Source organism: Rhizobium sp. BR 314 (genome assembly GCF_047445805.1).
In the GTDB taxonomy this organism is placed as follows: domain Bacteria; phylum Pseudomonadota; class Alphaproteobacteria; order Rhizobiales; family Rhizobiaceae; genus Rhizobium; species Rhizobium lusitanum_B.
In genome coordinates this window covers 66,749-88,746 of the sequence record NZ_JARWLA010000025.1, presented here as the reverse complement: position 1 = coordinate 88,746, position 21,998 = coordinate 66,749, and the positions used below count along the sequence as shown (strand labels likewise).

The 21,998-nt window shown below is 56.4% G+C and carries 20 protein-coding genes and 2 pseudogenes; 7 read left to right on the top strand and 15 right to left on the bottom strand.

All coding sequences use genetic code 11. The features are described 5' to 3' along the window. Positions 1–84: 84 nt before the first annotated feature. From QD461_RS25480 to QD461_RS25470, 3 genes are all read right to left on the bottom strand, one after another. Positions 85–744: a helix-turn-helix domain-containing protein gene (locus QD461_RS25480; protein ID WP_004125929.1), complete on the bottom strand. Its 660-nt coding sequence runs from the start codon at positions 742–744 to the stop codon at positions 85–87. Between the two features lie 418 nt (positions 745–1,162). Next, complete coding sequence (gene fixJ / locus QD461_RS25475) at positions 1,163–1,783, bottom strand: response regulator FixJ (RefSeq protein ID WP_004125927.1); 621 nt, start codon at positions 1,781–1,783, stop codon at positions 1,163–1,165. After that, the gene (locus tag QD461_RS25470; RefSeq protein ID WP_184462165.1) at positions 1,770–3,266 is read right to left on the bottom strand and encodes a PAS domain-containing sensor histidine kinase; all 1,497 of its coding nucleotides are present in this window, start codon (positions 3,264–3,266) and stop codon (positions 1,770–1,772) included. The genes fixJ and QD461_RS25470 overlap by 14 nt, the downstream gene beginning before the upstream one ends. Positions 3,267–3,500: 234 nt before the next feature. Here QD461_RS25470 and hemN point away from each other — a divergent pair, with 234 nt between their 5' ends. Then, on the top strand, positions 3,501–4,853 hold the full coding sequence (hemN, locus tag QD461_RS25465) for an oxygen-independent coproporphyrinogen III oxidase (RefSeq protein ID WP_004125924.1): 1,353 nt from the start codon (positions 3,501–3,503) through the stop codon (positions 4,851–4,853). A gap of 153 nt (positions 4,854–5,006) precedes the next feature. Here hemN and QD461_RS25460 read toward each other — a convergent pair whose 3' ends face one another. The 12 genes and pseudogenes from QD461_RS25460 to ccoN all read right to left on the bottom strand — a co-directional run bounded on the left by QD461_RS25460 (position 5,007) and on the right by ccoN (position 16,555). Further along, on the bottom strand, positions 5,007–5,231 hold the full coding sequence (locus QD461_RS25460; protein ID WP_004125917.1) for a hypothetical protein: 225 nt from the start codon (positions 5,229–5,231) through the stop codon (positions 5,007–5,009). A gap of 524 nt (positions 5,232–5,755) precedes the next feature. Continuing rightward, positions 5,756–5,953: a sulfur carrier protein ThiS gene (thiS, locus tag QD461_RS25455; protein WP_004125916.1), complete on the bottom strand. Its 198-nt coding sequence runs from the start codon at positions 5,951–5,953 to the stop codon at positions 5,756–5,758. Next, positions 5,944–6,924, bottom strand: a complete 981-nt coding sequence (gene thiO, locus QD461_RS25450) for a glycine oxidase ThiO (protein ID WP_004125914.1) — start codon at positions 6,922–6,924, stop codon at positions 5,944–5,946. The genes thiS and thiO overlap by 10 nt, the downstream gene beginning before the upstream one ends. A 359-nt stretch (positions 6,925–7,283) precedes the next feature. Continuing rightward, the gene (locus QD461_RS25445) at positions 7,284–7,964 is read right to left on the bottom strand and encodes an OmpW/AlkL family protein (RefSeq protein ID WP_004125911.1); all 681 of its coding nucleotides are present in this window, start codon (positions 7,962–7,964) and stop codon (positions 7,284–7,286) included. A 347-nt stretch (positions 7,965–8,311) separates the two neighbouring features. Further along, positions 8,312–8,452 (bottom strand): annotated as a pseudogene (ccoS, locus tag QD461_RS25440) (cbb3-type cytochrome oxidase assembly protein CcoS); the annotation flags it as partial. Further along, complete coding sequence (locus QD461_RS25435; RefSeq protein WP_004125906.1) at positions 8,449–10,734, bottom strand: cation-translocating P-type ATPase; 2,286 nt, start codon at positions 10,732–10,734, stop codon at positions 8,449–8,451. The pseudogene ccoS and the gene QD461_RS25435, both read right to left, overlap by 4 nt. Further along, entirely contained in the window at positions 10,731–11,225 is a 495-nt protein-coding gene (locus QD461_RS25430; protein WP_004125905.1) for a FixH family protein, read from the bottom strand. Before QD461_RS25430 ends, QD461_RS25435 begins: the two co-directional genes overlap by 4 nt. Beyond that, positions 11,222–12,796, bottom strand: coding sequence for a cytochrome c oxidase accessory protein CcoG (gene ccoG / locus QD461_RS25425; protein ID WP_004125904.1), 1,575 nt, complete (start codon positions 12,794–12,796; stop codon positions 11,222–11,224). The genes QD461_RS25430 and ccoG overlap by 4 nt, the downstream gene beginning before the upstream one ends. Before the next feature lie 376 nt (positions 12,797–13,172). Beyond that, entirely contained in the window at positions 13,173–14,036 is an 864-nt protein-coding gene (gene ccoP, locus QD461_RS25420) for a cytochrome-c oxidase, cbb3-type subunit III (RefSeq protein WP_004125903.1), read from the bottom strand. Position 14,037: 1 nt separating this feature from the next. Beyond that, positions 14,038–14,190, bottom strand: a complete 153-nt coding sequence (locus QD461_RS25415) for a CcoQ/FixQ family Cbb3-type cytochrome c oxidase assembly chaperone (protein ID WP_028755102.1) — start codon at positions 14,188–14,190, stop codon at positions 14,038–14,040. A 9-nt stretch (positions 14,191–14,199) separates the two neighbouring features. Continuing rightward, on the bottom strand, positions 14,200–14,931 hold the full coding sequence (gene ccoO / locus QD461_RS25410) for a cytochrome-c oxidase, cbb3-type subunit II (protein WP_004125901.1): 732 nt from the start codon (positions 14,929–14,931) through the stop codon (positions 14,200–14,202). 7 nt (positions 14,932–14,938) lie between these two features. Further along, a complete protein-coding gene (gene ccoN / locus QD461_RS25405) occupies positions 14,939–16,555 on the bottom strand; it encodes a cytochrome-c oxidase, cbb3-type subunit I (protein ID WP_004125900.1) in 1,617 nt (538 codons plus the stop codon). Positions 16,556–16,899: 344 nt separating this feature from the next. Between ccoN and QD461_RS25400 the strand changes: the two genes are divergently transcribed. The 6 genes and pseudogenes from QD461_RS25400 to QD461_RS25375 all read left to right on the top strand — a co-directional run bounded on the left by QD461_RS25400 (position 16,900) and on the right by QD461_RS25375 (position 21,997). After that, positions 16,900–17,343 carry a pseudoazurin gene (locus tag QD461_RS25400; RefSeq protein WP_004125898.1) on the top strand — a complete coding sequence of 148 codons (444 nt, stop codon included), beginning with the start codon at positions 16,900–16,902 and terminating at the stop codon, positions 17,341–17,343. Positions 17,344–17,366: 23 nt separating this feature from the next. After that, on the top strand, positions 17,367–18,719 hold the full coding sequence (locus QD461_RS25395; protein WP_004125896.1) for an STM4012 family radical SAM protein: 1,353 nt from the start codon (positions 17,367–17,369) through the stop codon (positions 18,717–18,719). Further along, positions 18,716–19,684: a class I SAM-dependent methyltransferase gene (locus QD461_RS25390; protein ID WP_004125894.1), complete on the top strand. Its 969-nt coding sequence runs from the start codon at positions 18,716–18,718 to the stop codon at positions 19,682–19,684. The genes QD461_RS25395 and QD461_RS25390 overlap by 4 nt, the downstream gene beginning before the upstream one ends. Before the next feature lie 92 nt (positions 19,685–19,776). Further along, positions 19,777–20,235: pseudogene (locus QD461_RS25385) on the top strand (MFS transporter); the annotation flags it as partial. A gap of 151 nt (positions 20,236–20,386) precedes the next feature. Further along, positions 20,387–20,755 (top strand): hypothetical protein, encoded by a 369-nt coding sequence (locus QD461_RS25380; protein ID WP_240535516.1) that lies wholly within the window; start codon positions 20,387–20,389, stop codon positions 20,753–20,755. A 549-nt stretch (positions 20,756–21,304) separates the two neighbouring features. Continuing rightward, entirely contained in the window at positions 21,305–21,997 is a 693-nt protein-coding gene (locus QD461_RS25375) for a carbonic anhydrase (protein WP_004125890.1), read from the top strand. Position 21,998 lies beyond the last annotated feature (1 nt).

Sequence of the window (21,998 nt, the reverse complement as noted above, 5' to 3'; positions counted from 1 at the left end):
TCCCAGATGAAATGACACGCGGGCGCAAATCGCGATTTTCCGCCCGAAGGCCGCAACGTCCTGCATTGCACAGGTCGCGCCGAGCTAAGATAGTCCGGCAACATGGCCACAGAGCGAACGAAGTGCATCAGGCTTCCGAATGTCGACCATTCGCGCATGTCGCAGGCTGATTATGCTTTGTTCCTTCAACTCGCTCATGGCACGCGATACCGTCTCGATCGTCAAGGCGAGATAGTCCGCAATGTCCTGCCGCGACATGGCCAATCTAAACTGCCGAGTGCCTCCCAGGCGCTCGCAGAGATCCAACAAAAATGTGGCCACCCGTTCAATCGCAGACTGCCGTCCGATAAGCAGAAGGTGTTCCTGAGCACGTTCCATAGCTTCAAGAGCAAGTGCAAGGAGTTCCGGCAAATGCCGCTGCTGAGCAAGGCCCTGTTCAAACGCCACTATTCTTGTCAGGGCGAGCGCTTCGGCAAAGTAACGATGCTGAGAGCCAGCTTCGAAGCCGAACATTTCCCCCGCGACATGGAAGGAGACGACCTGCCTCCCCCCGTTGGAAAGGATGCGACATACCCGAACAGCTCCGGTAGAAACCCGATAGCACTTATCGGCGCTCCCGCCCTGGGCGTATATCTCTTGGCCGCGCTCATATGTGACGGCGATGTGCGCTCCCCCAATTTGCGGCCCCACAATTTTCGTCGGCGAGGTCCAAGGCTGTGCTGCGGGCATGAATTTCGACTGCATCTGGTATTCCCCATGTTCCGGGGCAAGATTGCCGGTTCTTATGGGAGCGATAAATTCGGTTTTATCACTAAGGGTAAACACTTAACCGGCATCTCGTGCGAATTGCCGGCGATTTATTCCGATCCCTTTCGAAGGGTGTTCATCACTAGAGGCAGCAGCTTGTCGTCGTCATAAGAAATCGTGGCGCCGCCCGGTCAGAAAATAATGCGGGCGAGTCTTTCGGCAAAGACGTCTCGACGCGCAGGATGGGCCCGCTAAGTCCGCGAAAGCGCCTCCAAAGTTGCCTTCGATTATATAATCCCGTCATCGAGCAATGACGATCAATTTAGAGTTTTTGGGAAAACAGATGCCATGACGACCCTTCCCGTTCGCAAGGTTACGGCAGGACCCCGAATGCGGCGAGATCAACACTACGAAGCTAGAAGGGCCCCATCTCCACCGCAACAGCCATACGAACCAGATGCGGGATGCTTTTTGCTCTCATTTTCGACATGACGCGGGCGCGATGAACCTCCACCGTGCGGCGGCTAATATTCAGATCATGTGCAATCGACTTGTTCGGAAGGCCGACCACGACGGCAAGAAGCACTTGGCGCTCCCTCTCGCTCAAGGTTTCGATGCGCGCTTGAATGGCAAGGCTCTCGTCGACGTTAGCGCCATTAACATGTAAATGGTCCGACGCTCGTTCGATCGCCTCAATGATAACGGCGTCTTCGCAGGGTTTCTCTATGAAGTCGACCGCACCGGCTTTCATCGCCTCAACTGCCACCGGCACATCGCCATGTCCGCTGATCACGATTGACGGAATTGAGATCTTTTTCACGCTAAGCTGACGGATGAGATCTATACCTGACATCTCTGGCATTCTGAGATCCGTAACAAGAATTCCGTTGTGGATGCCCGGCGCAAAGGAAAGAAACAAGGCTCCCGATTGATGCACCTTGACGGCATAGCCGTTCATGGTCAGCATGAAGGCAAACGATTTGCGCGCCGGCTCTTCATCATCGACAATATGGATCGTATAGTCAGTCGGTTTCACACGTTTGTCCTTCCGTATAGGCGGGAAGCGTGAACTGGAAAGTAGCTCCGCCAGCCGCGTTTCTTGAGACCGTCATTTCACCTCCATGGGCCTCGACAATACGTTTCGAGATCGCAAGGCCGACACCCATTCCACTTGGCTTTGTCGTGACGAATGGCTCGAAGAGCTCCGCGGCAATTTCTTCCGGAATGCCTTTGCCGGTGTCTTCCACGATAACGGCGACTTCATCCTCCTGCGTGGGCATCGTGCGGATCGTAAGCTCACGATGCTCGACGTGGCGCATAGCTTCTATGGCGTTTCGCATCAAATTAATGATGACCTGTTCGACCTGAACACGATCGACCATCACCATCTCGGCGCCGGGCACGTATTCGAAGACAGTCCTGACGCCTTTTTCTCGGGAACCTACAAGCGCAAGGACGCCTGCTTCCTCCACCAGCGTGCGGATATTTTCGAGGCCCTTTTCCGTTTCACCTGTCGTGACGAACTCTCTGAGATGTTTGATAATTTTTGCCGCTCTAAGGGACTGACGTTCAATCTCCTGCAAAGCGTTTCTCATGACCGTTGGGACATTGTTGTCCATGTCGCTCAAGAGCTTCGTACACCCGAAAGCGTAATTTGCGATCGCCGACAGCGGTTCGTTCAGCTCATGCGCAAGGGCGGATGCCATTTCGCCCATTTCGCTCAGGCGGGCCAATCTTGCCAATTCCGCCTGGATCCGCTGCTGGTGAGCAGCAGCCTCTTCCCGCTCCGTAAGGTCTCTTAGGAAGCCGATGAAAAATAAGCCACCACCCGATTCCAGCTGGCTCGCGGTTAACTTGAGGGGAAACGTCGATCCGTTCTTCCTGCGTCCGACAACTGCTTGATCTGCGAGAACGCGCTTTTCGCCCCTTCCAAGTTGCCGTTGCATATGGCTGCCGTGGACGGCGCGAAAAGGATCAGGCATCAGCAGTCGCAGGTTCGCGCCAACGAGCTCTTGTTCTGCATACCCGAACTGCCGCAAGACGGCGGCGTTGAAGGACACAATTTTACCGTCGCGGGTCGTGATCACCATCGCATCGGGCACTTTGTCCAATATCGATGTCAGATGCGCAGTGGGGGCAATCTCACTCTCGATGATGGCATGTCTCGTCGCCTGCAACACCTCTCCCAGACAAGCAATCAGAAGCACCGCAACGCCAAAGGAAACCAGTTCAAAGACCGTCGCGTAAGCCGCATCGCTCAGCCGCTGAACAAGGACATCAGCGCCAAGCGACATGCCCGCCGCTAGAGAAATCGGCTTTCCGCCGCCGATGATTGCGACCACGAGAATAGCGGGAATGAACGGCAATAGGGTAAGATCGTCGCTGGTGAACTGCGACAGGGCCAATCTCAGTGCGAGGACGCCGAATGGAGCAGCGGCGGCGACACTATAGGCGACGATCGGTCTGCCCCGCCACCGGACAAGCATCCAAGCGAGCCCGCCAGCGCCTTGTGAATGCATTTTGTGATCCACCAGGGAAAAAGGTACTGTCATCATGCCGAGCATCTCGCTGGCAGATCAAAACTAAGCTGAACTCTTTTCATCGAGTATGCTGCGCCTCCTTTGCCTCGGCGCCGCGATTTTGAAAATAATTCAAAGAAATCCGTCGCGCTCTTTGTTGAAGATCAAAGAGCCATGCAAAGCGTGTGCCTAGAATGGCCGCATTCTAGCCAGTACTCCGTAGAAGGATTTCGCATGCAATCGGCACTTATTGAAAAATACGGCGATGAGCGCCTACCCCGCTACACTAGCTATCCGACATCGCCGTGTTTCTCCCCCAACGTTGACGATAGCACTTATGAGAATTGGCTTAGCGCTGTCTCGCTGGAGAAAGCGGCATCGCTTTACGTGCACATCCCGTTTTGTCCGTCGATATGCTGGTATTGCGGATGTCACACCACGAATGCGCGCAATAGCCGACCGATCGTCGACTACCTGCGAATGCTGCGCGAGGAAGTACGCCTCGTGTCCGCAAGGACCGGGGCGCCGGTTAGGATCGACCATCTGCATTTTGGTGGAGGAACGCCAACGACCATCGGGCCGAAGAAAATGTTTGAGCTTATTGAGCTTCTGCACAAGCAGTTCGAGTTCACCGGTTCGGCCCAAATCGCGTTGGAGATCGATCCGAGGACGCTAGATCAGGAGATGGCGACGGTTCTCGGGGAAGTAGGGGTGCACCGTGCTAGTATCGGGGTACAGACCTTTGATCCGACGGTCCAAAGGGCGATCAACCGCACCCAAAGTAAAGAACAGACAATGGAGGCGGTTTTTAAGCTGCGCCGGGCGCGCATCGCCAGCATCAATTTCGATCTTATGTATGGCCTGCCAAACCAGACGGTTCAATCCTGCATCGAAACGGCCAAGGCAGCGATCGAGATGCGGCCGGACCGTTTCGCAGTCTTCGGTTATGCGCATGTACCTTCCTTCAAGAAGCATCAACGGCTAATCGACGAAGCCGCTCTCGCCAATGCGCAAAGCCGTATTTCCCAGGCAAAGGCAATTTCGGAACACCTTGTTGCGGCAGGCTACCGCCGCATCGGGATCGATCATTTCGCCAGGCCGCACGACAGTTTAGCAACCGCGCAGACAGACGGGCAATTGCATCGCAACTTTCAGGGCTATACGACCGATGCTTGTGAGGCACTTATCGGCTTGGGTTCGTCAGCTATTGGCCGCATGCCAGGCGGCTATGTTCAAAACGAGGTACTTCCCAATCGTTACGGAAAGCGGATCGCATCCGGCCGCTTGGCCACAACGAAAGGCTGGCGCTTGTCGGCCGAAGATCGCCTGCGGGCAAGTATCATCGAACGCCTGATGTGCGACTTGCAGGTCGACGTCCCGGCGTTGGCCGTCACATACGGTTTTGACCCACACGCGCTTCTTAACGGCAACCCCAGGCTCTCGATGCTCGAGAGCGACGGAATAATCGAAAACGCGGGCGGCATCATTCGTTTGCGAGAAGACGGGCGCTTCCTGATCCGCGCCGTTGCAGCAGCTTTCGATGCCTATGTGAGGGAATCGGGGCGCCATTATAGCAAGACGGCCTGAGGTTTCTCTTTGCAACAATGCAACGGGAGCCCTTCGGCATGTTATACCGCCGGCAAACCATCTCGTCTTAAGCGACTTGCCGGCCGGCTGGATGAAGAGTTGTTAACAGCCATCTTGCGGGATACCACAGATGAACGCAGATGGAACTCAATACTAATTGGCCGCAGCTCTTCGAGCGAGAGCCATAACGTAGTCATCTGCGATGTCGGCCAAGGTCAAAGCGACCTCCGGCTCCTTCCAACCGGCAGCGACGGCCGTCAGCACGAATTCACGGAATGCCACGGAAAGCACCTCCTCGCCCTCGATGACGCGATATGGATTATTCGCGGCATGTTGAGGGGCGCTGATCTGTATTGTTGTGGGTAGATGAGGTTCCATGAGACGTCCCCTGAAGGTTGACTTGTTGTAGACCTGTCCTGCATTTCTCTCTTAACTGCACTGCGATTATGCTTATTTTCTAAAAGATTAACCGTGACGTGTCGTTAGCCACGCATCCCGAATTTTGCCGCAGCGTCCATTTTGTTTGCTGGTTCAAAATTTTTTCGTTTCAGGCATGGGTGCAGTGTCTCGGCGCTTCGGCTCCCAATGCGCGATGTTGTTTAGGGCACCTCTAGGCCTCTTTACTCCGATCCATCGCCTGGTTCAGCTTAGGATTCGCATGCAATAGAGTATCCCTCACCACTGCAGCACTATCCGCCCCGTTCTCGAAGACCGGCGACGCGTTCCACAGTCAGCCGACGATCACCACAAGCGCTATGCTGCCGATTCGCGCCTTCGATCCCCGATGCGATCAAGACTCTGCGGCGCGCGTGACCGCATGGGCTAGGACGGCTGGCGAGGGATAGCGGGCGGTGCCGAGCAGCAGGGTGACCCAATCTGGCTTCCATAGAGATCGAGCACGATCAGCCTCCTTGCATGGGTGTCAGTATCTCGATCCTGTCATAGTCGGCGAAAATATGTTCGTCGCGATCTTCGCGATGAACCAGTTCGCCGTTGGCGGCTGTTGCCAGCCAGTCGCCTTCATGGTCGAGTGCGGCCAAAAGCTGCGAAAGCGTCTTAGCGGCGATGGACTGCGTTTCGCCATTGATGATCAGGTGCATTGGAAACTCCTTTGCTTCGTCCGATCGGAAAAGACGAGATCGGCCGCTTCGGCCGCCATTGTGGGCGCCAGCAGAAAACCGTGGCGATAAAGGCCGTTCACGTGGATGACTCTGCCGTCCCGCATCACGCGCGGAAAATTGTCGGGAAAGGCCGGGCGGATGCCGGCGCCAGTTTCGACCACGGTGGCGTCCGCAAAGGCCGGATGCAGTGTATAGGCTGCGTTCAGCAGTTCCATCGTCGAGCGTGCGGTGATCGCCCCGTCGAATTCCGTCTCGATCATCGTCGCCCCGACCATAAACAGGCCTTCGCCGCGAGGGACGACATAGACGGGAAAGCGAGGATGCAGCAGGCGGATAGGCCTGGCGAGCATGACCTCCTCTGTATGCAGATAGAGCATTTCGCCGCGCACGCCGCGCAGATCGCGACTTTGCCCGATGCGGGCAGCACCGGTGCAATCAACGATATCTGGGAAATCGTCTTCGCTCACATCATCGCTAGTAAAGACGACGCCTGCTGCCGACAGCAGCTCTTTCAACGTCCGTAGCGCCTGACGGGGGTTCAGATGAGCTTCATGTTGGAAGAACAGACCCCTGCGAAAACGCTGTGCAAGGGCGGGATCCAGCTCGGCTATGCCATCTTCGTCCAACCATTCATACCCAGACGTACGGGCCGCAAAGCGGCCGAGTTCGCCCGAATCCCGCTGAGGTGCGGCGACCAGTGTCCCTTTATGAATGACTTGGCCGGGCAGGACGGCATCCCACCATTCCACGGCCATTTTCCCCAACGTCATTACTCTCTCGTCGGCGTTTACCCGCTCGCACCAGGGCGCCAGCATGCCGCCGGCGAGCCAGGATGCAGAGCGCCCGAATCCAAGATGCGGGTCGGAGACTGTTACGTGAGCGCCGCGCGCGCACAGTTGACGTGCTACTGTTAGGCCGGCAATTCCGGCGCCCTTAACGAGAACCCGCAATGTCATGCTCCCATAGGCATATAGAGATCGCCCCCTTACGGGCATTTGCGACTACGTAATCCAGCCCCTCCTTTTGCGCCTCGGCGTCGATGTCGTGCGATATTCGTACGAGCAGAATTCGGGCCGCACCTGGATACGAGGCTCAAGTGAACTCTTTGGGTGCTCGGCGGTGCTGTGACTTGCTTGCGAATTTGTCCATTTCTCAAGTTACTCCACTTCGAGTTGACCTTGATCTTCTCATAAAGTTGATGACCAAGTCGGCATGCACGTACCCAGCATCACTAACGCCAACGCCATCCAAACGCTGGTCGAGCCTTGGATGACGCAAGTCGCTAAACACCAAGCGATTTTATGAGGGCCTAGAAACGATAGGTTACGCCCGCGCCAAGCAGCCATGGATCGAGCCTGGCCTTGCCGCTGACGTTGGCCCCGCCGACGTTGGCGTCGAAATCAGGCCTTAGGAAGATCTTTTTGGCGTCGACGTTCACACCCCAGTGATCGTCGATCATATAGTCGAAGCCGGCCTGGAGCGCGACACCGAAGGAGTTCTTGACATCAAGGCTGCGAGCACTTTTTCCCGACTGGTTGTAAAACAGCGTATAGTTGAGGCCGGCGCCGACATATGGCCGAAAAGCGCCAAGGTCGGTGAAATGGTATTGTAGGGTGAGCGTTGGCGGCAGCAGCCAAGTCTTGCCGATCTCGCCGAGCGCTGAAATCGAGCCGCCGCCATGCACCTTAGCGTAGGTTGTGCCCAGGATGAGTTCAGCGGCGATATTCTCGGTGAAGAAATACGAGATGTCGAATTCCGGCACGACCGTGTCCGAAAAGGAAAGATCCGAACCCGGCAAGCCGTCGACGCGCCCAGAGTCAGTAGTGATCACACCAAGCGCGCGCAGCCGCATCTGCCATGGGTTTCTGTTGGCTGCCGCGGGAATGGGAGCCCTACTTGGTGGTGTCGTCAGATCGGCAGCGTGCGCGGTGCTCACGATACCCAATATTGCAGTAGCGATGATGACCCGTATGATGTCCTTGGAAGTCATTCTTGTCTCCTTCGATCTGAAATTCGTGAATCGAGGAGCAGTAACATCGGCTGGCACGTCAGGATTTGAGGCGGCTCAACTAAAGAAAATTGGACTGCCTGTCGCAGACAAACCCTGGCCTTGTGTGGCAATTTCGCAACGTTTCAGTCACTTGAATGACGTTTGGCATGAGACGTGTTGGATTATCCGGGCAGAAAGCCTCGCGCAATTCAACGCGGTTTCGAATCATCATTTCGGAAAAACCTCTTCGTGTAAGACCGTCTGTGGATTCCAGGCAGTTGGGAATTTAGCAGTTTCGTCGGGTCATCTGCACTGGCGCTTGTCGATTGTTGCGCCCCCTCGGGCGCATTATCCTCACTCACTAAGATGCGCCACGAAGCCCCTTCCAAATCATCATACTGTCCGCTCTTTAGCGACCACAGAAAGCCTCCCAGCCCGAGCGTACCCATGAACAATGCCAGCGGGATCAAATAGATCAGCATATTCATATGGACCCTCCTGCTGAGGCTGCATGTTTGCCATCATGCCTAAGTTGCTCCCGCCGATTCCAGTGGTTGAGTCGCAATGCATTCGTCACGACGATCAGCGAAGACGACGACATGGCGACGGCGGCGATAAGCGGCGTCGCATAGCCCGCGATAGCGATGGGAACAGCGAGCACATTGTAACCGATGGCAAGGGCGAAGTTCTGACGGATCAAAGCTGCCGCGCGCCGCGCGACGCAGATCGCCTCCGGAACCGCGTCGAGACGGTCATTCAGGAAAACCAGGTCTGCCGCCTGTCGGCCAATGTCGGACGCAGTCGCGGGAGCCATCGACACATGCGCCGCCGTAAGTGCCGGCGCATCGTTGATGCCGTCACCAACCATCATGACCTTGTTGCCCGCCTCGGCCAAGCGTGTGCACTCTTCCACTTTCTGTTTCGGATCCAATTCCGCAATCCAGCGATCCACATGCAATAGCCGCGCTGTCGACTCGACGACGGCTTGCCGATCGCCAGACAGGATCATCGTCTGCAGCCCTGCAAGACCGAGCTGACGAATGGCTACGGCTACTCCGGGGCGAAGCGTGTCTTCGAAATAGAATCGGGCAAGTGCGATACCGTTCCTCGACAGAACGACCTCGGAGAGCGAGTCATCCGCTTCTTTTTCTTCTCGGGGCGGGATCGAACAAGCGAACTCCATATGGCCGAGACGATATAGCCCCCTGGCGGTTTCGACTTCCAGGCCCGCGCCCGGTATCTCGACGACGCTGTCGAACCGTTGCCCCTTGCCGCCGGCACTCCGCAGCAACGCCTGAGAGAGCGGATGGCGGGAATGCGCAGCAATTCCGGCCGCGATCGCCCTTTCCTCCGACCCCACATCCACCATCTCGACGAGCCGCGGCTGGCCCATCGTCAACGTGCCGGTCTTGTCAAACGCGACGGCATCGATTTCCGCGAGACGCTCCAAAGCGGAGCCGTCCTTGATCATGATGCCGCGGCGAAACAGGTTGCCTGCGGCAACAACCTGGACGACCGGCACTGCTAGACCAAGCGCGCAAGGACAAGTGATGATCAGCACCGCGACGGCGACAAGCATGGCATGCTTCCAATCTCCACCAAGGGAGCCCCAGGCAAGAAAGGAAAGCAGCGCAAGTAAATGAACCGCCGGAGCGTAAAGGCCGGCTGCACGATCCGCGACCCTGCGATAGCGCGCCCTGCCTCCTTCTGCTGCCTCCATAAGGTTGATGGTTTCCGCAAGCAGCGAGTTTTGCGCCGTCTTCGTCGCGCGAATGGTCAATGACGCCATGAGGTTCATCGCACCAGATCTCACCTCCGCGCTGTTCGCGACAGCAACTGGTATACTTTCGCCCGTGACAATAGAGAGATCCAGCTCGCTCGTACCTGCGGTCACGGCGCCGTCGACGGGGATGCGTTCGCCGGCAGCGATGAAAACATGATCACCGATGCTGATATCTTCAATCGCGGTGTAGCGCTTGCTCCCATCGGCAGCTATCACCAGCGCGCCGCGTGGCGCAAGTCTCGCCAGGCTGTTGACCGCGGCTCGCGCCTTTTGCCGCATGATGTGGTCGAGCGTGCGGCCAATGAGCAGGAAGAACAGCAGCGACACGGAGGCGTCAAACCATGCATGCTCTCCGTGATGGATCGTCTCCCACAACGATACGGCATAGGAGAGCGTGACAGCGAGCGAAATCGGCACATCCATGTTGGTGCGCCCATTCTTCAAGGCATTCCAAGCCGATCGAAAAAAGAAACGGCCGCCATAAATTAGGGCCGGCGCTGTAATCATCGCGGAAATCCAATGAAACAGGTCTCGCGTTGCTGCATCTGCACCGGACCAGACCGATACCGAGAGCAGCATGATATTGGCTGCGGCAAAGCCGCAGACACCAACGGCCAAGAGCAATTGATTGCGCAGACTATTCGTCTGGGGCGCGGCGGGAGTGAAAATATGCGCCCGGTACCCGGCTTCGGTGATCGCGGACAGAATACCCGACGGATCGACGACAGCATTATCAAGGTGCTCGACATAGGTGCAACTGACCCGCCGCGCAGTCAGGTTGACCCGGGCGCGCGTTACATAGGGTAACCTGCATAAGGACCGTTCAATGGTCGAAATGCAAGCGCCACAGTGCATATCGGGAACGCTGAGGTCCAATTGACGAAGGCCCTCCCCCAGCGGATGGCTGGCGAGGACGATCTCCTCGGCACTGGCGCAGCTATTGCTCGTTGTCATGACGCTTTCCGCGTCCATCGTGCAGCAGGTCATTGTCCAAACTCCGCCGTGTCGATGCGCCTAGCCTCATGCATTACCGTGACACCGTCTCTGCGCGAGACGGTTTCCACGATCCAGTCGCCTCCCTCAATGCGATGTTTCGCTTCGAAATGGCCTTCGCTTGTCTTCGTCAGTGCAAGCGCGAAGTCCTCCCGGTCGCCCACGGGCCTTCTGAACGTCAGCGTCACGTCGTCAACCACCGCCGGCGACCCGTCACGGTTATGAATATCGTACTGAATGACATCGCGGCGCAGTAACAGATCGCCCGAAATGCCGCTGCTCGCCATAGCACGCATGGCGGCGGCCTTGCCGTTGAATTCCTGGCTTGCCACATAGGTATTTTCCACCACAAGCCCGCTCCAGCTCGTGGAAGCGAGAACTGCCATCGTCACGTTCACTCCGATCACCACGGCGAAGAACGCAACAATGACGATCAGCATATGGCGGCCGGTGAAGGGACCTCCGGTGATAACTTGGCTTCTCATTTCGGCGCTCCCGGCACGTTGAAGGCGGCCCGGTGCGTAGCCCGATCCGCATGATTTTCGTCCTCTATGACGAACAGGAATTCCTTGATTGTTTCCGGCTTGGCCTTTTGCGTGACGAACACTTTGAGCGAGGTGGCCGCGTCCGGATCCACATCGACAGTGAAGTGCCGGCCTTCCTCCTTCGAGAGTTCGGGGATCTTCATCGTCGCTCCCTCCGCGCCGTCCAGTCGGATATCGATTCTCCTCGGCATCGGCACCATATTGAGCACGCGAAGCGTATAGCCGTTGCGGATCGATCCATCGGACTCCAGGACATATTGCGGATTGCGGTCGTGAACCACGTTCAGTTCCAGCCGCTCCCGGAGCGCCAAATGCACGAGCATCGCCACCCCGATCGCTGCCCAAACAGCCGCATAGAAAAGAACGCGCGGCCTGAAGATCACGCGCCAGTTGAAGTGCTGGATATTCTCGATGAAGTCGCCATCGGCGTTTCGCACGAGATGCGGTTGCACAGGGCTCGCGCCACCATTCGTCGCCAGGTTCATGTTCGCGGCATACTCGCTTAGCGTCGCATAGGAGATCACGCCGCGTGGCTTATCGAGCTTATTCATCACACCGTCGCAGGCGTCGATGCACAAGGCGCAGGTGATGCATTCCATTTGCTGACCGTCGCGGATATCTATCCCCATCGGACAGACGGCAACGCAAGCGTTGCAGTCCACGCAATCGCCGGTAGCCAGGCCCGCCGCTTGGGCTTTTTTGGCGTGACGGGAGCGCGGCTCACCGCGCCAGTCGTTGTAGGTCACGACGAGGGAATTTTCGTCCAGCATCGCGCCCTGGATGCGGGGCCACGGACACATGTAGGTGCAGACCTGTTCCCTCATCAGCCCGCCAAGAATGTAAGTGGTCGAGGTGAGAAGGGCGACCGTGGCATAGGCGACGGCCGGCGCCTGGCCCTTGAATAAGGCAACAGCAAGGGATGGCGCATCCGCGAAATAGAAGATCCATACGCCGCCTGTGAGGACGCCGATAAGAACCCATATGCCATGTATGGCGACCCGCTTTGCAATCTTGTCCGGTGTCCAGGGACTCGCATCGAGTTTCATGCGCGCGTTGCGATCACCTTCGATCGCGCGTTCCACGACAAGGAAGACATCGACCCATACCGTCTGTGGACAGGCATAACCACACCATGCCCGCCCCACCGCCGACGTTACGAGAAACAGGCCAAAGCCAGCCATGACAAGCAGACCGGCCACATAGAAGAACTCCTGTGGCCATATCTCGATGAAAAAGAAGAAGAAGCGACGAGAGGCGAGGTCGATGAGAATCGCCTGGTCGGGCGCATATGGACCTCGGTCCCAGCGAATCCACGGAGAAAGATGGTAGATGCCGAGCGTGATCAGCATGATGATCCATTTGAATCGCCGGAACCGACCCTGCGCTCGCTTTGGAAACACTTTCTTTCGCGCGGCATAAAGCGGCTGACGGTTGCGCCGGACACCAACGTCGTCGGCGCCTGTCCGTTCGATGCGATCGTCACCTGTCATGGGAGCTATGGTGAGGATCATCGCATACCATCCTGTTGATGATCCTCATCCTGCATTTGACGAACCAAGCGTTCTCGACGCAAGTCCGGGAGAGAAAAAGCAAGCCTATCGGCTCAATCAAAAGGAGAGCCACACTCCGGGAGGGGGGTGTGGCCCGGAGGAACTACGAGCCACAGCACGAAGGGACGTCCTCCAGGCCCGGAGAATAGCAGCTTGCTAGCTTGCGATCGTTGAGTGAAATCAAAACGCTGCTAACTTTTTCAGTTCTACGAGCAAGTTTTCTGGCTGTCCGAACGCAACCGCATTGCGTAGAGAGACAAGATCGTGATCGACTGCTGACCGTATCGCCATCAGGCCATAAAGATTGTGATGCACGTGAATTCGTGATTTTTCTTTTCTATTTTCCACCGCCCAAGGAATGAACAAACACCGTCAACTCCTTCACGGTGGTTTCGCCCAGCCGGGCAGACCAAGCTGGCATAACGCCGTGTTTGGGCAGGGTCACCTGGCGGATGATCGCTTGCTCCCCTCGCCCCTTAAGCCAGATCGCGTCGGCGAGATTTGGTGCGCCAAACTCCTGTTTTCCCCTGTCGTCTTCGCCATGACAGACGGCGCAATTGTCGAGGAATACCTGCTTGCCGGCGTCGGCCGCTGCCGGATCGGAAACTGTGTTGGTCAAGGCCCAAATGTAAGCGGCTACCTGGCGTATCTGGGTGCGTTCGAGTACATCACCGAAGGCGGGCATCTCAGAGACATGCGTCTCGGGATCGGCATCGAAGCGGATGCCATGAGCGATTGTCTGTTGAATGGCGGGAAGACTGCCGCCCCATAGCCAATCGTCGTCGTTTAGATTGGGAAACCCCGGAGCGCCGGTGGCACCGGAGCCATGACACGGCGCGCAATTGACCTTGAAGGCCGAGGCGCCGCCTGCAATTGCAAACTCACGCAGCGTTGGGTCGGCATCGATTTCTTCAACGGATTTCGCGGCGATCAGAACATCGAGGCGAGCCTGCTCAATCTTGGCGTTGTTCATTTCGTGCTGCAGTTCAGCCCGGCTTGAGAACCCGATCAGTCCTTTGGTGGTATCCCTGATCAGGGGTATGGAGGGATAGGCGATGGCATAGCCGACGGCCCAGAGGATCGTGGCATAGAATGTCCACACCCACCATCGGGGCATGGGATTGTTGAGTTCGCGGATGCCGTCCCACTCATGGCCCGTTGTTTCGACGCCGCTGAGTTCGTCTATAGGTTTGTCCGACATCTCAATCGTCCTTTAAAGGTATGTCAGCGGCTTCGTTGGCGCCTTTTTTGCTGCCTGGCCGGAGCGTGAAGGCTATAGCCCCCACGAAAAACAAGGCCAGTGCGAGGAGCCCCCAACTGTCGGCGAAGTGACGCATTGCAGTGTATGTTTCCACGGAGGCACCTCAGCGATAGCCGGTGGCATCGTCGTAAGTCGAGAAATCAACCAGCGTTCCGAGCATTTGCAGATATGCGACGAGCGCGTCCACCTCGGTCAGCCTGGCGGCATCGCCATCGAAATCGCCGACCTTCGCTTTCGGATATCGCGCCAGCAGATCCGTCGTATTTGCGTTTGGATCGGCTTGCGCCCGCATGTCGGCTTCCGCATTCGCCAGCATGTCTTGGCTATAGGGTACGCCGACATCCTCGTTCGCCTTGAGATCCATGCCGATATCCTTAACCGTGACCTCCCTCTCCTTGAGAAAGGCGTAAGTAGGCATGATCGACTCCGGCACCACCTCGCGCGGGTTGGACAGATGCTGGACGTGCCACTCATTGGAATAACGACCGCCGACACGCGCCAGATCCGGTCCCGTGCGCTTCGAGCCCCACTGGAACGGATGGTCATACATGGACTCGGCGGCGAGCGAATAATGGCCGTAACGCTCCACTTCGTCGCGGAACGGTCGGATCATCTGGCTATGGCAGAGATAGCAGCCTTCGCGGATGTAGATATTGCGCCCGGCCAGCTCGAGAGGCGTGTACGGGCGCATGCCTTCCACCTTCTCGATCGTGTTCTGGAGATAGAACAGCGGCGCGATCTCGACGATGCCGCCAATGCTGACCACCAACAGCGACCCGACAAGCAGAAGGGTAGCATTTTTCTCGATGATCTGGTGTTTGGCGAGTATTGACATGTTTCTCTCACTCGGCGGCCTTGGCGATGAAAGCGCTGGGGATCGCGGCTTCGTCGCGCTGGCGGCCCCGGATGGTCATTGCGACGTTCCAGGCCATGATCACTCCCCCTGCCAGATAGAGAGCACCACCGACGGCGCGCAGAAGATAATAGGGGAACATCGCAGCCACGGTCTCTGCGAAGGAATAGACGAGGAAACCCTGACTATTGTATTCGCGCCACATCAGGCCTTGCTGGATGCCGGCGACCCACAGCACCGCGGCGTAGATAACGATGCCCAGCGTGGCGAGCCAGAAATGCCAGTTGACCATACGGAGGCTGTAAAGCCGCTCGCGCCCCCAGAGCTTTGGCGTCAGGTAGTAGATGGCGCCGAACGTGATCATGCCGACCCAGCCGAGCGCGCCGGAATGAACGTGACCGATGGTCCATTCGGTATAGTGACTGAGCGAGTTGACCGTCTTGACCGACATCATCGGGCCTTCGAAGGTCGACATGCCATAAAAGGCGATCGCGACGATCATCATGCGGATGATCGGGTCGGTACGGATCTTGTCCCAGGCGCCCGAAAGAGTCATCAGACCGTTGATCATGCCGCCCCAGGAAGGCATCCACAGCATCACCGAGAAGACCATGCCCAAAGTCTGCGCCCAATCGGGCAATGCCGTGTAATGCAGATGATGCGGACCAGCCCAGATGTACATGAAGATCAGGGCCCAGAAATGGATGATCGACAGGCGATAGGAATAGATTGGGCGGTTCGCCTGCTTCGGTACGAAATAGTACATCATGCCAAGGAAGCCGGCGGTCAGGAAAAAGCCGACGGCGTTGTGGCCGTACCACCATTGTGTCAGGGCACCCTGCACGCCCGAAAATAGCGAATAGCTCTTTGAGCCAAGGAAAGACACCGGCATCGCGAGATTGTTGACGACATGCAGCACGGCGATGGTGACGATGAAACTCAGATAGAACCAGTTCGCGACATAGATGTGCGGCTCCTTGCGCTTCAGGATCGTTCCCAAAAAGGTGACAAGATAGGCGACCCAGACAATGGTGAGCCAGATGTCGACATACCATTCGGGCTCGGCATATTCGCGAGCCTGCGTGATCCCGAGAACATAGCCGGTCGCGGCCATGACGATGAAAAGTTGATATCCCCAGAACACGAACCAACCGAGATTGCCGCCGAAGAGCCGGGCTCGGCAGGTGCGCTGGACGACGTAAAAGGAGGTCATTATCAACCCGTTGCCGCCGAAGGCGAAGATGACGGCAGAGGTATGAAGTGGGCGCAAGCGACCAAAATTGAAATACGGCGCGACGTTCAGATCCGGATAGGCAAGTTGCAGGGCGATCACGACACCGATCAGGAAGCCGATCACCCCCCAAAAGACGGTGGCAATCAATCCATAGCGGATGACCTCGTCAAAATAGGCTCCGTTTTTGGGTTTGGCGCTCACTGTCACGGGGGAAAAATCAATTCGCCGCAGAAGCAGTACCGTGCCCGCTAGCAAACAGAAGAACAGTATCCCCATGTGGGTTGCAAAAAGCTGGTCATGAGCGACCCCCGCGCCGACCAGTGCCAAAAAAGCCCCGACCGCAACCAGCATGGTTTCAGCGGTGTAATTCATGTCATGCTTCCCGATGTACAGACGACCACGCCAAAGGCGGCCGCCTTTCTCGCCACTTTTGGGAACTATTCGCACGTGACGGGCACTCAGTCCTTGATCTCTCTCAACGAACGCCGCGATTTTGTTTGATGATCACCTGATTGCATCCAACTGCGCTTTGATCACCCGCGGATGAGGCGCCCCTCGAGTGCCGCAGCGACTTCGTCCGCGCGCGGATGGACACCGGCGCGCGGGCTTGACGTAGAAATTGATCAAAGATTGCTCGATCTCAAGGAATGTCAGCCCGTTCGCGCCTAAAGCTTCGGGCGGACAATTAATCGGGCTATCGCGAAAGGAGATCAGAAATGGGTTTGAAAATCTGTCCGATCGTCGCAACGGCGATGCTGACCGCATCAGCGATGCCACTGATGGCGGCGGACCACCAAATCCGGATGTTGAACAGGGGCACGGACGGCGCAATGGTTTTTGAGCCAGGTTTCACGAAGATCGCACCAGGCGACACGGTGACGTTTATTCCGGTTGATAAGGGACACAATGTCGAAACGTTCAAAGGTTTGATCCCAAAAGGCGCACCGGAGTTCAAATCTAAAGCGAACGAGGAATATCGCGCAAAACTCGATATGCCCGGGGCCTATGTGGTGAAATGCACGCCGCATATGAGCTTGGGCATGGTGGCCCTCATTCAAGTTGGCGACAGCCCCACCAATCTCGATGCCATCAAGACTGCAACCGTTCCAAATCTCGTGCGCAAGCGCCTTGACGCCGACCTCGCGCAGATTGCCGAATAGTGCCGGCCGCAGGAGAAAGGAGCATGCAATCATTTGCAAATTCCTTGAGGGAAGCCATCGGCAAAGGCGACCTCAAGGCGTATGTATACAGCTACCCCCCAAAACGGACATATAAAGAGCTTGAAAACATTCGATTGAGCGATGTGTGGGATTCAAACGACCAGGCGCCGGTAGCGTTATACATACATGTGCCATTTTGCCGATATAGGTGCACCTATTGCACGCTCTTTCTGACCACGCGGCACACGGAGGATCTTATTCGACGTTATGTCGAAAAGATCTGCTGGCAGATAAGCCTTTATGCAACATTTGCCGGTCACAGATCTGTCGCATCGGTCTATATCGGCGGCGGAACCCCAACTCTCCTGCCCATCGATCGGCTGGCCCAGATTTTCTCTTCCGTTCGAGATGGCTTTCCAAATATCGACCGTTCGACCGAGGTGTGCGTCGAAGGATCTCCCGACACTGTGTCGGGGGAACTGCTGGATTTTTTGAAGAACCAAGGCGTGAACCGGATCAGCATGGGAATCCAAACGATGGATTCCGTCGAACTGAGAGCGTCCGGCCGCCCATATCAGGTTTCTGTGTCGATTTCGTCCATTGAAGCAGTTCGCAAGCGTTTCGATAACTTCAATCTCGACTTGATCTACGGCCTCTTCCGTCAAACGCCGGAAAGTTGGAAGCGCTCGCTGGAGCAGATTTTGTCCTTTCGGCCAACAACCGTTTCGCTTTATCCGGCGATCAGCCGGCCGCTCACTGCTATGCAAAAGCAGCAGCGATCTCGACCGCAAGAATATGTGGAAGACCGCCTCAAATATGAGATCTACGACAGCAATGTCGATTTTATGCAGGACAATGAGTATCGACAGGAATCTTTCACCCGTTTTACCTGCCTTCCAGAAGGCACCAGCGCCTACGGCCAGGAAACCTCTGACTTCCTCGGTGTTCCGATGATAGGCATCGGAGCAGGCGCGCGAAGTTATAACGGGAAATATCACTACAGCCTCGACTATGCCGTCGCGCTGAAGAATGTCGGCAAAGCCATCGACGATTATATACATCTCGAGATGACTAGTCGGAATTTGCTGAAATACGGAGTTATATTAGACGAATCCGAAGAACGGTTGAGATATTTTATACTTAACCTTACGCTCAACCAGCTTTCAGAAGCAGATTATTCACGACGATTCGGACGGGACCTCCGCGCCGATTTTTTGGAGGTGATAGATGCTCTGGAAGTCGAAGGCTGCATCGATTTGCGGGGCGATGGCGCCATTGCTCTGACCCGGAAAGGTTACAAGTACAGCAACCTGATAGCGCATCATCTCTTCTCGGACCACGTGAAAATCCGTGAAGAAAGGTACGTTCCTAAATGAAAAACAGCGAGCGGTTTTGGGAACGAGGCTATTCGGATCCCAACGTCTGGACGATGGGCGGGCCAAGCGTCGAAGTCTATGAGATAGAACAGCAACTGCCAAGAAACGCAATGGTCGTCGACCTAGGATGCGGCGAAGGCAGGAACGCTCTCTTTCTTGCATTCAGGGGGCATGCGGTAACTGCATTGGAACCGTCATCGAGCGCGGTCAGAAAACTGCGATCGGTTGCAGACGAACATTCGTTGAATATCGATGTGATCGAAGGGAGAATCGAGGATTTCGTCCCTGATGAGAGATACGACCTGGCTTTGGCACACTCGTCGTTGCACTTTGTGACCAAGGATGTGTGGGTTCCGTTGATCAACGAGTTGAGACAACGGACCAACGAGGGTGGATTTCACAATTTTACATCGATCATCGGGACTTCCCGGTATCCGGTCCCGTACGAGTGCCGGCACGCGAATTCATTTGATCGGGGCGATCTCGACTCACTCTATGCAGACTGGCAGGTACTACGCTCTGATTTTTACGCGAAATGGGATTCCCATCCCGGGATTGCGACGCATGTCCACGCCGTAGAAAAGTTCCTCTCTAGAAAGGCAGGACCCGACGGCCCTTTGCCATTCACCAAAGTCGACCTGTCGAACAGCGACGCTCTGCCTGGCGATTTGTTCGAAAAGATCCCGCTCGGGATCCACGTTGAGGACCTCAGACTGTTATGCAACCGGCCGACGACGGTCAATCGGATCGAAATGCCCGGACTGAACCTTACCTCGCCAATCGAACTGACCCGCGGCTATGCTGTTGAAGAGTGGTTCTTTGGCAAGCATGCGCTTCAATTCACGCAAGGCGTGCTGACGGGCAAGTACGAGTACTTTACGCAGCCGATCTCGTTGCAAACTGTTCCCAGGGCGTCCAATCGGTATGAGGCAGGAGCCCATCTCGGCCCGCAAAAAACTGATTGAAGTCAGGGCATACGAGGACTGATGAGAGCATCGGGCAGAGCTGGTGGAAAAGAGACCGCGCAAGCGCCGGCCAATCCAGCGCAGTTGGCGGTATGAATCGAATTCTCGTACTCACTACTGCTGTGTTTATCACCGGATTGGCCGAGAACGTTTTCATCGGGGTGCTGCCGAATGTAGCCGGCAGCCTTGGAGTAGGCGAGTCCGAAGCAAGTATCCTCATTTCAGTGTTCTCGGTCACCTACGCGTTCTTCGCGCCGATAGCTACACTGATTTCCTATCGCTTCGATGTAAAACCGACGCTCCTCGCGGCCATGTCAATCTTTGCAGGGAGCAATGTGCCGGTTGTGATCGGTGGATCGGGGCTGCTCCCAATAAGCGCCTCGAGGATCATCACGGCTATGGCTTGCGCGCAGATATCGGTATGCGCCGTCGGTTGTGCAGTTCAGATCGTCTCGGAAAGATATCGAGCTCGTGCCATAGCCTCCGTGTACCTTGGAATAAGCGGCTCGCTTTTTTTGGGGGTACCTCTGGGCGTGTGGATTACACATTTGATTGGTTGGCGCCGCCGTAGGCCTTGCAATGATTGGCCTATCTGTCGTCGCTATATGGCTTGTAATCGTCGTGCTACCGAATGTCGGGTCGCCGAGCAAGCGCTCGCCTTTTGGCAAACTGTATCTAGCTCATTTCCGGGATCGCAATCAGATGATGGCGCAGCGTGTTTCTATTTTGTTCATTGCAGGTCATTTCACCCTCTTCAGTTATTTGACCTCTTACGCCGCGAGCAAGGGGTTCTTCGGGCCACACTGGGAGGCCTTTCTTTACGCCGTTTTCGGGTCGTCGGGCATGGCGGGGGGCGTGCTGGCCGGTATTCTTTCTGACCTCGCAGGTCGTCGGCTCGCGCTGGTCGCGAGCCCTGCAATCTATCTCGTCACAACGTTGCTGCTATGCGTGTCAGAAAGCAGCATCTTTTTTTCGCCAGCCTTTCAATTTGGGGATGCGCGAGCTGGTCGATTTCGCCGATCGTCCAGAGCGATATTGCGGATCTCGGCCGAAGCCCGAGCGACATTATAATCGGTGCGAATGTCACCGCAATGCACGTGGGCGTTGCCGGCGGTACCGTAGTCGGCGGCAGGCTTATTGCAAATTATGACTTGTCGGTGCTGCCGATCGGGGCGGCAGGCCTAGCTGCGATGGCTTTGGCCGCGGCGATCTTGTCGGTCAGAACCTCGCATTGATACTGCGGTGCTGGTCCGTAGTCGCGCGCCCCTACTCGTCGTTATTCTTACGAGCGGGCGTAGAACCATGGCTCCCAGACTCGGCATTGCGCCTCAATCCGAGCAAGCAAGGAACTATGAAGTTCTAAAATTTTGCATTGCAGCATCACATTGATCTGGGGACCTACGATCAAGCGCTCGCGCTCACTGGATGTCTGGAATGACTACAGCGACAAGCTGTCGTCAATGACTGAGCATGCTCGTATTAGTGCGAAATAAACGAGGCGATCGACGTCTTGGCATCCTCTTTGCGTATCACACTTCCATCTCGCAGTTGCGAAATGATTGCGGATTCCGACGATCGCGCGCGCCCTGCTTCCATCCACCCCGACAATGAGGACTTGCTATGGGTGATCTACTAAAAGGAATCTCGAACTTCCGCGGTGCCGTGTTCCCGAACTACCAGGCACTTTACCGCAAGCTTGCGCAAGAGGGACAGCAGCCGCACGCCTTGATGATTTCGTGCGCCGACAGTCGAGTCTTGCCCGAAACCATTACCCAGTCAGGACCAGGTGAGCTGTTCGTATGCCGCAATGCCGGAAATATCGTTCCACCATTTTCAACCGCAAACGGTGGCGTTTCGTCAGCAATAGAATATGCCGTCGTAGCTCTCGCGGTTCGAGACATCATCGTTTGTGGCCATTCCGATTGTGGCGCGATGAAAGGGCTCTGCCGTCCCGAATTGCTAAAGTCCATGCCCAACGTCGCCGCTTGGCTAAAGCATGGTTACGCTGCGCATTCGATCGTTTGCCAAGCCTATCCGGCCGACCTTTCCGAACGTCAAAAGGTCCGCGCTATCGCTATGGAGAACGTCATTGTTCAGCTTGACCACCTGCGCACACATCCTTCCGTTGCAGCAAGGCTTGCGACCAATGACATGACGCTGCACGGGTGGTTTTTCGATATCGAAACGGGAGAGGTGGAGGTTTACGACGGGTCGGCCGCCCGCTTCACAAAGATACGCGAGGACGGGCCGTTACCGGTCGCCGTTACCGGTCGCGATCGGCCGCAAGTCCTAGCCGCAGTTGCAGCGGAGTAGT

What these genes read in the sequence shown, in the direction of transcription:
- QD461_RS25480 (WP_004125929.1), bottom strand. Translation starts at nt 744, where the DNA reads ATGCAGTCGAAATTCATGCCCGCAGCACAGCCTTGGACCTCGCCGACG.
- QD461_RS25470 (WP_184462165.1), bottom strand. Translation starts at nt 3,266, where the DNA reads ATGCATTCACAAGGCGCTGGCGGGCTCGCTTGGATGCTTGTCCGGTGG.
- hemN (WP_004125924.1), top strand. Translation starts at nt 3,501, where the DNA reads ATGCAATCGGCACTTATTGAAAAATACGGCGATGAGCGCCTACCCCGC.
- QD461_RS25460 (WP_004125917.1), bottom strand. Translation starts at nt 5,231, where the DNA reads ATGGAACCTCATCTACCCACAACAATACAGATCAGCGCCCCTCAACAT.
- thiS (WP_004125916.1), bottom strand. Translation starts at nt 5,953, where the DNA reads ATGCACCTGATCATCAATGGCGAAACGCAGTCCATCGCCGCTAAGACG.
- QD461_RS25445 (WP_004125911.1), bottom strand. Translation starts at nt 7,964, where the DNA reads ATGACTTCCAAGGACATCATACGGGTCATCATCGCTACTGCAATATTG.
- QD461_RS25435 (WP_004125906.1), bottom strand. Translation starts at nt 10,734, where the DNA reads ATGACCTGCTGCACGATGGACGCGGAAAGCGTCATGACAACGAGCAAT.
- QD461_RS25430 (WP_004125905.1), bottom strand. Translation starts at nt 11,225, where the DNA reads ATGAGAAGCCAAGTTATCACCGGAGGTCCCTTCACCGGCCGCCATATG.
- ccoG (WP_004125904.1), bottom strand. Translation starts at nt 12,796, where the DNA reads ATGATCCTCACCATAGCTCCCATGACAGGTGACGATCGCATCGAACGG.
- ccoP (WP_004125903.1), bottom strand. Translation starts at nt 14,036, where the DNA reads ATGTCGGACAAACCTATAGACGAACTCAGCGGCGTCGAAACAACGGGC.
- ccoO (WP_004125901.1), bottom strand. Translation starts at nt 14,931, where the DNA reads ATGTCAATACTCGCCAAACACCAGATCATCGAGAAAAATGCTACCCTT.
- ccoN (WP_004125900.1), bottom strand. Translation starts at nt 16,555, where the DNA reads ATGAATTACACCGCTGAAACCATGCTGGTTGCGGTCGGGGCTTTTTTG.
- QD461_RS25400 (WP_004125898.1), top strand. Translation starts at nt 16,900, where the DNA reads ATGGGTTTGAAAATCTGTCCGATCGTCGCAACGGCGATGCTGACCGCA.
- QD461_RS25395 (WP_004125896.1), top strand. Translation starts at nt 17,367, where the DNA reads ATGCAATCATTTGCAAATTCCTTGAGGGAAGCCATCGGCAAAGGCGAC.
- QD461_RS25390 (WP_004125894.1), top strand. Translation starts at nt 18,716, where the DNA reads ATGAAAAACAGCGAGCGGTTTTGGGAACGAGGCTATTCGGATCCCAAC.
- QD461_RS25380 (WP_240535516.1), top strand. Translation starts at nt 20,387, where the DNA reads ATGATGGCGCAGCGTGTTTCTATTTTGTTCATTGCAGGTCATTTCACC.
- QD461_RS25375 (WP_004125890.1), top strand. Translation starts at nt 21,305, where the DNA reads ATGGGTGATCTACTAAAAGGAATCTCGAACTTCCGCGGTGCCGTGTTC.